This window comes from Myroides sp. WP-1 (assembly GCF_014145635.1).
Taxonomy (GTDB): domain Bacteria; phylum Bacteroidota; class Bacteroidia; order Flavobacteriales; family Flavobacteriaceae; genus Flavobacterium.
In genome coordinates, this window is the sequence record NZ_JACHTC010000006.1 from 12,820 (window position 1) to 24,739 (window position 11,920).

The 11,920-nt window shown below is 35.2% G+C and carries 11 protein-coding genes; 6 read left to right on the forward strand and 5 right to left on the reverse strand.

The window, feature by feature from the left end; genetic code table 11:
- The gene (locus H4K33_RS07715; RefSeq protein WP_182647882.1) at positions 1–798 is read right to left on the reverse strand and encodes a M48 family metallopeptidase; all 798 of its coding nucleotides are present in this window, start codon (positions 796–798) and stop codon (positions 1–3) included.
- Between the two features lie 278 nt (positions 799–1,076).
- On the opposite strand from H4K33_RS07715, the gene H4K33_RS07720 reads away from it, so the two are divergent.
- The 6 genes from H4K33_RS07720 (at position 1,077) to H4K33_RS07745 (ending at position 7,920) form a co-directional block, all read left to right on the forward strand.
- Positions 1,077–1,943 carry a hemin ABC transporter substrate-binding protein gene (locus H4K33_RS07720; RefSeq protein ID WP_182647883.1) on the forward strand — a complete coding sequence of 289 codons (867 nt, stop codon included), beginning with the start codon at positions 1,077–1,079 and terminating at the stop codon, positions 1,941–1,943.
- Between the two features lie 7 nt (positions 1,944–1,950).
- Positions 1,951–2,982: an iron ABC transporter permease gene (locus H4K33_RS07725; RefSeq protein ID WP_182647884.1), complete on the forward strand. Its 1,032-nt coding sequence runs from the start codon at positions 1,951–1,953 to the stop codon at positions 2,980–2,982.
- 1 nt (position 2,983) lies between these two features.
- Positions 2,984–3,760, forward strand: a complete 777-nt coding sequence (locus H4K33_RS07730; RefSeq protein ID WP_182647885.1) for a heme ABC transporter ATP-binding protein — start codon at positions 2,984–2,986, stop codon at positions 3,758–3,760.
- Between the two features lie 12 nt (positions 3,761–3,772).
- Entirely contained in the window at positions 3,773–4,813 is a 1,041-nt protein-coding gene (locus H4K33_RS07735) for a hemin-degrading factor (protein WP_182647886.1), read from the forward strand.
- A gap of 405 nt (positions 4,814–5,218) precedes the next feature.
- Positions 5,219–6,196 (forward strand): ribonucleotide-diphosphate reductase subunit beta, encoded by a 978-nt coding sequence (locus H4K33_RS07740; RefSeq protein ID WP_182647887.1) that lies wholly within the window; start codon positions 5,219–5,221, stop codon positions 6,194–6,196.
- Positions 6,197–6,225: 29 nt separating this feature from the next.
- Positions 6,226–7,920 carry a ribonucleoside-diphosphate reductase subunit alpha gene (locus tag H4K33_RS07745; protein WP_182647888.1) on the forward strand — a complete coding sequence of 565 codons (1,695 nt, stop codon included), beginning with the start codon at positions 6,226–6,228 and terminating at the stop codon, positions 7,918–7,920.
- A 426-nt stretch (positions 7,921–8,346) separates the two neighbouring features.
- On the opposite strand, the gene H4K33_RS07750 is transcribed toward H4K33_RS07745, so the two are convergent.
- The 4 genes from H4K33_RS07750 to H4K33_RS07765 all read right to left on the reverse strand — a co-directional run bounded on the left by H4K33_RS07750 (position 8,347) and on the right by H4K33_RS07765 (position 11,917).
- Positions 8,347–8,646 (reverse strand): hypothetical protein, encoded by a 300-nt coding sequence (locus H4K33_RS07750; RefSeq protein WP_182647889.1) that lies wholly within the window; start codon positions 8,644–8,646, stop codon positions 8,347–8,349.
- Positions 8,647–9,281: 635 nt separating this feature from the next.
- Positions 9,282–9,689, reverse strand: coding sequence for a type VI secretion system tube protein TssD (gene tssD / locus H4K33_RS07755; RefSeq protein WP_182647890.1), 408 nt, complete (start codon positions 9,687–9,689; stop codon positions 9,282–9,284).
- 226 nt (positions 9,690–9,915) lie between these two features.
- The gene (locus H4K33_RS07760; protein WP_182647891.1) at positions 9,916–11,277 is read right to left on the reverse strand and encodes a DUF5458 family protein; all 1,362 of its coding nucleotides are present in this window, start codon (positions 11,275–11,277) and stop codon (positions 9,916–9,918) included.
- Positions 11,278–11,287: 10 nt separating this feature from the next.
- On the reverse strand, positions 11,288–11,917 hold the full coding sequence (locus tag H4K33_RS07765; RefSeq protein ID WP_182647892.1) for a hypothetical protein: 630 nt from the start codon (positions 11,915–11,917) through the stop codon (positions 11,288–11,290).
- Positions 11,918–11,920: the final 3 nt, after the last annotated feature.

Consider the following 11,920-nt stretch of genomic DNA (forward strand, 5'->3'; position numbering starts at 1 on the left):
TTACTTTTTATCTCCTTTTTTGATTTTATCTAAAACGCGTTTTACACGTTTTTCACTATCAGGGTGACTCGAAGACATTTTAGCACCTAATGATTTATCTGCACCGTATTCTTTCTCCATATCAGCAAACTTTTGAAATCCATCTGCAAGTGCTTTAGGATCTTTGCCATTTGACACTAAAAATTTATACGAATAATCATCCGAATCCGTTTCTTGTTTACGAGAGAAAGAAGCTCCCATAAATTTTTCTGCCATTCCCCCTAAATTCGAATTCATAAGGTCTGCTGCTGTTCCTTGTGTTGATCCCACATACTTCACGGCACCTTCTGCAATTAGAATTTGTTTATATGCGTTTAAGGTGTGCTCTAATTTCACATGTCCGATTTCATGACCAATAATCGCCAATAATTCGTCGTCTGTCATGATATCCATTAACGAAGAAAATACACGAATACTTCCATCAGCACAAGCAAATGCGTTAATGTCAGTAACATAATAAACTTTGTAATTGAGGTCTAATCCGTCGTAATTTTTATAAGGACTAAAAATGCGTTCTAAACGCTCCGCGTATTCACGCATATCTTTCTGTTTAGAATCCAGTGAACACACTTGATTATTTTCATCCATCCACTTAATAGCTTCTTTTGCTGATTGTTTAATCTCCGCATCAGATACCGTAAATGCAGAAGCTACTGTAGCTAAAGCATCAATTTTCTTTCCACTCAATTTTCCCAATTGAGCTTGAGCAGTTGTCATACCCAAACATGCAACTACTGCTGTAAAAACAATTTTTTTCATATTTACTTTTTTTAATAGCGCAAAGATAGCGCAAATAAAAGATTGAATATCCTACAAAAAGAGAATAAACAAAAACTCAAAACAAGCTTCTCCTGCCTTTGTCCCTATTTATAGGAACACCTCTATTCTAAACAGGTTACCTGCGATTTTTACTTTATTTAGACAATTTTATTCTCCGCTATAGTCTATTATTTAAAATTAATCTTAATATATTTTGTATGAGTGTAAAAAATCCTATTTTTGCCTCTATTCAGATTTAATTAAAATAAGCATCCGGTATGAAAAGAACGGCAATTTTAGTCTTACTCGCATTGTCAATTGTTGCGTGTAAAAACAGTAAAGAAGAACAAACTGTTGAGACAACTAACACAGAAGTAGCTACTTCAAACGAGCGTATTGTTTCCTTGAGTGGAGCTATTACAGAAACATTGGTTGATTTAGGTCAACGAAAAAATATCGTAGGGATCGATGTTACAAGTACCTATCCTGCAGATTTGAATACGACAGCAGCACAATTGGAGCACGTAAATAAGATTAATATTGAAGCTTTAATGGCGTTAAAACCAACGATTGTTTACATTGCTAAAAAAGATTTAAACGACAATTTGAAAAAGCAATTAGAAGATGCAAAGATCAAAATTGTGGTTATTGACCAGGAGTATTCTGTAGCAGGAACTAAAAAGTTAATTCAAGATGTAGCTTCTTCATTAAATCTAACAGATTACGAGGCTTTAATTAGTAAAATTGACCAAGATCAAGCGCAGTTAAAAACGTTTGAGAACAAGCCTAAAGTACTTTTCATCTATGCAAGAGGAGCTGCTAACTTATTTGTAGCAGGAAACAACACTCCAATGCAAAACATCATCGAATTAGCAGGGGGACAAAATGCAGTAACGGGATTCGACGATTTTAAACCACTTACACCAGAGGCTTTACTAAATAGCAACCCAGATTACATCTTACTATTTGATACAGGTTTACAAAGTATGGGCGGTGTAGATGGCGTATTAAAAATCGAAGGGCTTGACCGCACAAATGCAGGAAAAAACAAGAAAATCATCGCTATGGATGGTTTGTTACTAACTGGTTTTACTCCTAGAATTGGAACAGCTATTACGCAATTAAATCAACAGTTATCAGAATAAGAACAACATGCAGAAAAGACTCTCTTTTTATGTAGTCATCCTAGGCCTTGTATTACTATGCTTGGCCTTTGTGTCTATTTTTCTAGGAGTATACAATTTTGAGGATAGTAGTTTAAGCACCCTTGTCAATATACTATTTCATCCTGAGAGGGTGAATCCGAGTGATCAATATGTGATTACTCATGTGCGTTTACCTCGCATTGTGATGGCAATTTTGGCAGGTGGTGGTTTGGCTCTATCTGGTACCGCTTTGCAGGGAATGTTTAAGAATCCTTTGGCGTCCCCCGATTTAATCGGAATCACCTCTGGATCAGTCCTATTTGCATCCATAACCATCGTTTTAGGGGCTTTTATCAAGCCTTTCATCCCTGAATTTCTTCATTATTCGCTATTGAGTATTATGAGTTTTTTTGGAGCCATTCTGACGATGAGTTTTGTTTACAAAATGGCTACAGTAAACGGCAAAACCAACATCAGTGTCTTGCTGTTATCGGGTGTAGCCATTACAGCACTATCAGGTTCCGTGACTGGTCTATTAACTTTTATCTCTAATGATGAAGAGTTGAGAAACTTAACCTTTTGGACCTTGGGTAGTTTAGCTGGTGCTACTTGGACAAAAATCGCAATCCTAACCGTTGTTATAGGTCTATCGCTTTTCTATCTACTTCGTTTAGGCAAGGCCTTAAATGCGATGATGTTAGGAGAAAGAGACGCGAATCATTTGGGCATAACAGTAGAGCGCATTAAAAAGAGAATCATATTGTTTACTGCACTAATGGTAGGAACCATTGTTGCCTTTACTGGAACTATTGGTTTTATTGGTTTAGTAGTCCCGTATATTCTACGCTTAATTTTTAAGTCGAACTACTACTTTATCCTACCGCTATCTATACTTGCTGGAGGTATTTTACTACTTTTAGCAGATGGAGTTAGCCGAACGCTAGTTCCACCTACAGAAGTTCCTATTGGAATTTTAACAGCCATTATGGGAGCACCTGTTTTTATTGCCATTTTAATTAAATTCAAAAAATCACTGTAAAATGATTGAAGCACTTAAAGTTAGTTTTAAAGCAAAAGATACCTTCCTTATTAACAACATTGATTTTAGTTGTAATAATGGAGAATTTATTGCTGTTTTAGGACCAAATGGCGCAGGTAAATCAACCTTTTTGAGCTTACTTGCGGACGAGTTACATCAGCCAGGTAATCGCATTTTACTCAAAGAATGTGAGTATCCAAAGTGGTGTAAAAAGACGCTTCCAAAACACAAGGCTAAATTCTCTCAATCATTCAATACAGATATTCCCTTACAAGTAGAGGATGTTGTTATGATGGGACGCTATCCCTATTTTGAACACACCCCGTCAGAAGAAGACAAAAGAGCGATTCAACACAGCATGGAATGCATTGATGTATGTCCGCTTCAGCACCGTGAATACAACCACCTCTCGGGTGGTGAAAAACAGCGTGTTCACTTAGCGCGTGTGCTATCTCAACTCAATAATTCAGTAGAAAACAAATTGTTGTTTTTAGATGAACCGCTCAATAATTTAGATGTTCTTCATCAGCACAAAATCCTCGATCTCATTAAAGATTTTACCAAACAAGGCAATACTGCGATCGTTGTTATCCACGATCTCAATATCGCCGCACAATATGCAGATCGCATCCTACTACTAAACAAAGGAGAAAAAGTATGCTATGATGCACCCGAAAAAGTATTGACGCAAGAAATTATTTCTCAAGTGTATAAATTTCCGTGTATCGTGACAAAAAACCCAGTTAATAACGCTCCATTAATCATCTTTGGAGTATAAAAATAGTACAAAATGAATACTGAAATATTAGCTTTAAAAGAACGTTGGACAAAACTAAAAGAAGATAATCCGCGTTTGCGTATAAGAAATGCTGCTGCCGAACTAAATGCAAGCGAAATGGAATTGTTAGCTACAACATTAGGAGAAACCGCAACCTTATTAAGACCTGAAATGGTCGCTATTTTAAGTGAAATAGAATCCTTAGGTAAGGTAATGGCTTTAACTCGCAACGATGAGTGTGTACACGAAAGAAAAGGTATTTACAGCAATCCAGATTTTTCTAACCCTCATGCAGGTTTATTTGTAAATCCAGACATTGATTTACGCATCTTCTTATCTCATTGGAAATACGTTTTCGCTGTGGTTGAAGAAACGGGAAATATTGTAAGAAAAAGCTTACAGTTTTTTGGTAAAGATGGTGAGGCTATTCACAAAATTTACCTTACTTCAATTAGCAATGCCGATGCTTTTGATGCTTTAGTAGAAAAATACAAAGCAGAAACTCAAGACTTTACAGGAAAAACAGAACCTTACATTCAAAATTTAGATGAACGTCTGGACGAAGAGGTTGATGTTGAAGGATTCCAACAAGAATGGGAAAGCCTAAAAGACACACATAATTTCTTTAGTTTATTAAAGAAATACAATGTAACAAGAACACAGGCTTTGCGTTTAGCTCCGAGCGACTTCTATGCGAAACAAATATCAAAAGAAGCGATTATTACGCTATTAGAACAAGCGTCAACAGAAAAAACACCTATTATGGTCTTTGTAGGTAACCGAGGGAATATTCAAATCCATACAGGCGAAATCAACAAAACAATGTGGCATCAAAATTGGTACAACATTTTAGATCCAGATTTCAATATGCACTTAGACATGGATAAAGTTGCGCAAACTTGGATTGTAAGAAAACCAACAGAAGACGGTATTGTTACTGCTGTTGAAGTTTTCAACGAAATGGGAGAAATCATCGTTCAATTCTTTGGAAAAAGAAAACCTGGAATTCCAGAATTAGAAGCTTGGAGAACCATTGTTGCACAGTTAAACTAAACCGAATTTATATTATTTTTCAAAGCATGTCTTGATTTTTTTATCAAGGCATGTTTTGCTTTTTATCAACTCCATTTTGCGATTTTTTACGCGGTAATACAATTTGATTTTTATACAAAATCTGCAAAATGAGACTCTACTTTTCTTCCTAAATCAATGCTAAATCTAGCATTATAAAGGGCTACAAAAGTTATTAACAATATTTGATAACTTAATCTAAAATAAAGTTGACATCATAGCATCTAAATAGTAACTTAGCACTATTCTCTTTTGCATTTACCTGTAATTATAACCATGTAAGAGCAAGAGACTTAAGCAAAAAACACAGGTTTTATTTTCTTGAGAACCTCGTATATATTGCCTTTATAAAAACTACGTCTGTTATTAATTTTAAAATATATTGCTATGTCTATTTTTGATAAAAGAGTGAACTATAAACCATTTGAATACCCTGGTATTTATCAATTCACAGAAGCTATTAACAAGTCATTTTGGGTACATAGTGAAGTAGATTTCACGGCCGATACGCAAGATTTCCACTCTCACTTGACAAAAGATGAACAATTGGCAATCAAACACAGTTTATTGGCAATTGCTCAAATTGAAGTAGCAGTAAAAACGTTTTGGGGAAATCTATACGGACATTTTCCAAAACCTGAATTTAATGGTTTAGGAGCAACTTTTGCTGAATGTGAATTTAGACATTCTGAGGCTTATTCTCGTCTATTAGACGTTTTAGGTTATAACGACGAATTTGAAGCTTTGCTAACTATTCCCGTAATTAAAGAGCGTGTAGAATACCTTTCTTCTGTACTAGAAAATTCAAACAATAGCACAGACAGAAAAAAATACGTAGTATCGCTAATTTTATTTGCCTTACTTATTGAAAACGTATCTTTGTTCAGTCAATTTGCCATCATCCTTTCTTTTACAAGATTTAAAGGATTAATGAAAAACGTAAGTAACATCATTGCTTGGACATCTGTTGATGAGCAAATTCACGCTAACGCAGGAATCTATATTATTAACATCATCCGCGAGGAATATCCAGATTTCTTTGATGAGGAGTTAATTAATCACGTAAATGATGTAGTAAAAACTTCGATTGACATTGAAGCTAAAATTTTAGATTGGATTTTTGAATCAGGTGCTATTGAGACAGTGAATAAACATGACTTATTAAACTTTATGAAATTTAGAGTGGATGAGAGTATGTTGAAAATTGGATTGAAAAAGGTATACAATATCACCCAAGAGCAATATAAACCGATGGCGTGGTTTGAAGAAGAAGTATTTGCGAATAGTTTAGATGACTTCTTTGCCAAACGACCTGTAGATTATACGAAGCACGACAAGAGTATAACTGCTGAAGATTTATTCTAATTAACCCCTTTAATTGCACAAAAAACACTATGAACAATTTCGCATTACCATTAGAAGTAAAAGAAAACGACAACCTACAAGAAAAGCTATGGTGGAAGAACTCAGAGAGTGAGCAAATCCTAAACAGAGGCTATTTGTTGAAAGGAGAAACAGTTGAAGGAGCCATTGACCGTATTACAACGGCAGCGGCAAAACGCTTATTCAAACCTGAATTAAAAGAATCTTTTCAAGAGATGATTGAACGCGGATGGATGAGTTTAAGTTCACCGATCTGGGCCAATATGGGAACAGAACGCGGTTTGCCAATTTCTTGTTTCAATGTCAATATTCCAGATAGCATTGAGGGAATCACACACAAATTAGGGGAAGTTATTATGCAAACCAAAATTGGTGGAGGTACATCAGGTTATTTCGGAAATCTTCGCGAAAGAGGTAGTGCAGTTACAGACAATGGTAAAAGTAGTGGAGCCGTTAGCTTTATGAAGCTTTTCGATACAGCCATGGATACCATTTCACAAGGGGGTGTAAGACGCGGTGCTTTTGCGGCTTATTTAGATATTGATCACCCAGATTGTGATGAGTTTTTAAATATTAAAAATATCGGAAATCCAATTCAAAACTTATTCTACGGTGTAAGTATTCCTGACTATTGGATGAAAGAAATGATTGACGGAGATAAAGAAAAAAGACAGTTATGGGCCAAAGTTCTGGAAAGCAGACAGCAAAAAGGAATGCCTTACTTATTCTTCTCTGACAACGTAAATAGCAACAAACCCCAAGTATATAAAGATTTAAATATGCGTATCAACGCAAGTAATCTTTGTTCTGAAATTATGTTGCCTTCTTCTGATGATGAATCATTCATCTGTTGTTTGTCTTCTATGAACTTAGAATTATACGACGAATGGAAAGATACAGAAGCAGTAAAACTTGCTATCTTCTTCTTGGATGCAGTATTACAAGAATTCATCGAAAAAACAGAAGGAAACTACTATTTAGCTTCAGCAAATCGCTTTGCTAAGAGACATAGAGCTTTGGGCTTAGGTGTTCTAGGATGGCATTCTTACTTACAAAAGAACATGATTCCTTTTGAGGGATTAGAAGCTAAAATGTTGACCAACAAAATTTTCGAAGATATCAGTGCTAAAGCTGATAAAGCTTCACAAGAATTAGCTCGTATCTATGGAGAACCAGAAATCTTAAAAGGCTATGGTAGAAGAAATACAACAACGATGGCAATTGCGCCTACCACGTCGTCTTCTGCTATTTTAGGACAAACATCTCCTGGAATTGAACCGTTCAGCAGCAACTACTACAAAGCAGGATTATCAAAAGGAAACTTCATGCGTAAAAACAAATACCTAACGGCTTTACTAGAGTCTAAAGGTATGGACAATGAAGAAACTTGGAGAAATATCATGCTCTCTGGAGGAAGTGTTCAACAATTAGAAGGGTTAAGCGAAGAAGAAAAAGCAGTATTCAAGACGTTTAAAGAGATCAGCCAATTGGAAATTATACAACAAGCGGCGATTCGACAAAAATACGTTGATCAAGCACAGAGTTTGAACTTGAATATTCCGTCTTCATTACCAATTAAGGATGTAAACCGCTTGATGATTGAAGCATGGGAATTAGGAGTTAAAACGCTATACTACCAAAGAAGTCAAAGTGTTTCGAAAGAAATGGTGACTAACTTAGTAAACTGTAGCAGTTGTGAATCTTAATCAACAACGATAAAAAAAAGCCTCAAAGAGAATTTCTTTTTGAGGCTTTTTTCTTTCTTCTTATCAACCAGGTTTATACGGATACTACTTCAACCTCATCAAAAACGAGTTTAAAAGCTGTTTTTAAGCGTTTTTTTGTTGTTTCTCTATTTCGGGTAACTCCAATTTTTTTTTGACCTAAAAACAACCTTTACTAAAGTTTATATTTAATAACCTCAAACAACTGTACCACCAAAATTTAATAAACGCGCTTACTGTATGTGCTTGCAAATTAACTGTACCGTTATTGCTCCGTTAGAAACGAATCTTACTCCTTCTTCTTGGAACGATCAATTCTTCTAAAAAGACAATTCATACCCACAACTTGGAGTAGCTTCACGATTAACTTTTCACGTAGTATGGAAAGAAACAGTATCGTTGATCCGATTATTTTCCATGGAGCACAACTAGACGCAACCATAAACCAAGGGTAAGAAGTCCAATTCCTGAAAAAATTATTCCCCAAGAAACAATCGTATTAAGTCGTCGAGCAATAGCTTCACCGAACGTGCTTCGAATCCAAGTGATATTGGTAAAAACTTCAGGTCCTCCGGTATCGTACAACCATTCATTTCCCCTGGTAGACCAATACCAAACTACAATCCCAAACAAAAGCAATATAATTCCTGGTAATTCAGGAAAAATTTGCATGAGATTTATGAACCAACCGCTATCTTGTTCTTTCATTTTATCTGTTTATTTCCAATAATATTTTTGCCATTTTTTGTTTTTGTTCTCCGTCGTTTCCCTAAAAAAGGTTAAACTAGAGCATTCCATTCACTATCAGAGATACACTCCGTATATCGAGAATCTAACATATCTTTACCCAACAAAGTAATAAGTAAATATTGGAGCAAGAGATTCGGTTAAGTGTACCCCCCCAAGCGTATCCACTTAGTCATGGACTCATGCCTCAATTGTTAATCTCCATTCGTATTTGCTGCCCTCAACAACAATTGCAAAGTTTCTACACGCCTCATGTAATTTTGCTGTTCTACGTAAAGTTGAACCAAATGACACCTATCTTGAGTATCGAACTAACAATTCATTGACACCTATTTTATTTAGCGAAAAAAAAACAACAAAATAAGGACGTTTAACCTATTGGTAAAACGACCTTATTTCTTTTTCACATTCGCTAAAGATAAGTTGTCTATAGAAAGCGTATGTTTCTGCATATAGCCCCTGACCAAAAGGCCTCAAAAACATACTAAAAATCCAGAGTAAGTCATCCACTTGCACGTAAACCTTACCTCAATACAGCAAGCTTGATACTTACTCCGGACGCTATAAAAACAGTGTATTACCTTGCAACATTTTAATTATGCGCTTGGCCAAACTCCTTGATAAGCAGAATTACCATAATCGATTTGCTCTGCACTCACAACAAAACTGATATACATTGCATTCGAATTAATTGCATCAAAATCAACATGATGTTGGATCACATATCCATTTGCCCATTTTAATGAAATTAAAGTTCCTTCTTCGTGCGATTTATTGAAGATAATCTCACCTGATGTTGGCTTATACTTGCCATTAAGCAAACTTTCCAAAATTTCGGACTTATCAGTTGCCTCTATTGTAATTGTGATTAGTGCATTAGAAGGATCAGATGCTACACGTCCTGAAACGTCTACTGATCTAGATACACCATACTTAAGGTTAAGCACTTTTTGTGCATCTCCTCCATTGAATTTTAAAACGGCTCTTGAATTATTCTCTGCCATATTTATTTGTTTTTAAATTATTACTTCAACAAACTTAAAAACTTTTTTTCTACCACTTCCTAAATTTATAACATTTCCAAATCAATATAGTACTTTTACTGTAAAAAATACGTTAATATTAAACAATTCAATTATTTATATTCAATAAATATACAATTCAAATAAAAATAAAACAACATTAATTACACTAAATAAACTACCCAAACACTTTTTTTGGATCATAAATTTATTCTTGTACGTATTCTGCTTCCCAATCATTTCCGTCATCTCCCTTATGCCCATCTAACTTAATAACGAAGCTTTTCGCAGGAAAATAGGGCGTCAATCGAATATCTAACCATACGCGGTCTTTTTGGTGTTTATCTTGTTCAAAACGAACGATTTTAAACTTTTCAATTAGTTTATCCGCTCCTTTTATTCCGTCCAGAAACACAACAATTTGTTTACGCAAATCATCTTCATTTTTGGCGTTCCAATTTTCGAAAGCGCGTCGGTTTAAAAAATCTAGTAAAACCTTTGTTACATAATCAAAAACGCGAACGACAGAATACGTTTGAAGTCCTATATTATCACCATCAAATAGCGTTTTAGCAGAGAAGGCCATAATTTTTCCATACTCATTGACCATGGGTACAAGTCCCATTTTTTCCAATTGAGAAATTTCGCTTTTTTTCAATTCAAACTTTACCGCATCAACCTCGTTAATACCCCCGTGTTTTTTACCTGCTGCTACTTGAGACATCAAAGTCTTGTGAATCTTACCTGTTAAAGATGTAGAGGGTGCGATAAACACGTCGTCTTCTTCTCCAACCTCTTCTGCTTTTCCACGTCCAACCAACCAGTTACAGGTCATAATTACATTGCTCTTGTGCACATCTCCACTAGTCAAATTAGCAGCATTAAATAAATCAACAACATCATCTGGTTTATCTAAATTGGCAAAATCCGTTAAAAGCATCACTTTGTTTTCATTGCAAATTTTCGCCCATTTATCGATGACCATATTGGATCCCATATAACCAGGAATGGATAATAAGGAGTAATTATCCCTTAAATCTAGACGATCGTAGAACAATTTAAATTCTTCTGCGATATGATTGATAAAAACAGGGTTATCTAAATCCGTTATTTGTTCCATCGACGCATTGATAATATGAACATTATCGACTTTATCCAATTCTGTGTTTTTGTAGAACTGTGCTATGGTACGATAAGAAACTTCTAACTCACGACATTGTTGCAAAGACTGCTTGACATTACTTTTCAAAGATTGAACGGCTTGATTGGATTTGTGTTTACATTGCTCAATAAGCTCTTCTGTTGACTGCCCAGATTCAAGCAATTCTAACCACAACTTAATGTTTTTCAACAAATCTTCTCGCTGTTCCTTTTTGCTGGAATCAGTCAGAAAAATTTGCTTTCGAGCTTTGCGTTCAGGATTCATATTTGCCATCCCATCCACTACTGTTTCTACAAATCCAAATCCTCCAAGCTTTTCTAATGCTAATCCTATGGATTGTTCTGCCTTTTCATTGATTCCTTGTGCCTGATTGGCTACTACTTGCGTTTCTTGCTCTAATTTTGCCATGCTTTACTTTTTACTTTTCTAATTCTTTTGCAATTATTCTCAAGGTTTCGGCGAATTCACTTTTTGCAGCGTCATCTTCTAACATCTTTCGGAGTACCTTATTAACTCTCAATTGTTTAACAATTTTATTATATTGTTCTTCATCTACTTTTAATCCTTTTAAAAAGGGAGAATTCTCCACCATTTTCTTAGGTGTGAAATCACCTAAGTTCTTAAATCTAAACTCTTCCTTTACGGTTAATCCTTCTGGAGTTTCGTGTTCAACTTCCATAGTAGGAGCATAATAATTAAATACTTCTTCCACGGTTTTTAAACCCGTTACAATCTCTGGAGAAACGGTGTCCTCAGTGGTTAATTTGGCCACTAATAAACTTTTATTTCCCTGAATCTCTTGAATTGCTTCGTTCGCGTCAACCTTAACTTCATTTCCGCCAACGCCATAATTAAACATTGTCATTTTCTTTTTTTTATTTAAATTACTATTTACTGTTTTGTTTTTAGAAAAAGTATCTATATTGATATTCAATACATTACCTTCCTTATCTTCTAAAGCGCTGGTTTGAGTAGTACGTTTGGATGTTGTGTCTACAGATCTAGAGATCGACTGTACTACTTTTTTCAAATGATCAAACAAACCCATACG

Bases quoted from the DNA above. Each gene is read 5' to 3' on its own strand.
- H4K33_RS07750 (WP_182647889.1), bottom strand. From the start codon at position 8,646: ATGAAAGAACAAGATAGCGGTTGGTTCATAAATCTCATGCAAATTTTT.
- H4K33_RS07740 (WP_182647887.1), top strand. From the start codon at position 5,219: ATGTCTATTTTTGATAAAAGAGTGAACTATAAACCATTTGAATACCCT.
- H4K33_RS07745 (WP_182647888.1), top strand. From the start codon at position 6,226: ATGAACAATTTCGCATTACCATTAGAAGTAAAAGAAAACGACAACCTA.
- H4K33_RS07720 (WP_182647883.1), top strand. From the start codon at position 1,077: ATGAAAAGAACGGCAATTTTAGTCTTACTCGCATTGTCAATTGTTGCG.
- H4K33_RS07730 (WP_182647885.1), top strand. From the start codon at position 2,984: ATGATTGAAGCACTTAAAGTTAGTTTTAAAGCAAAAGATACCTTCCTT.
- H4K33_RS07735 (WP_182647886.1), top strand. From the start codon at position 3,773: ATGAATACTGAAATATTAGCTTTAAAAGAACGTTGGACAAAACTAAAA.
- H4K33_RS07760 (WP_182647891.1), bottom strand. From the start codon at position 11,277: ATGGCAAAATTAGAGCAAGAAACGCAAGTAGTAGCCAATCAGGCACAA.
- H4K33_RS07765 (WP_182647892.1), bottom strand. From the start codon at position 11,917: ATGGGTTTGTTTGATCATTTGAAAAAAGTAGTACAGTCGATCTCTAGA.
- tssD (WP_182647890.1), bottom strand. From the start codon at position 9,689: ATGGCAGAGAATAATTCAAGAGCCGTTTTAAAATTCAATGGAGGAGAT.
- H4K33_RS07715 (WP_182647882.1), bottom strand. From the start codon at position 798: ATGAAAAAAATTGTTTTTACAGCAGTAGTTGCATGTTTGGGTATGACA.
- H4K33_RS07725 (WP_182647884.1), top strand. From the start codon at position 1,951: ATGCAGAAAAGACTCTCTTTTTATGTAGTCATCCTAGGCCTTGTATTA.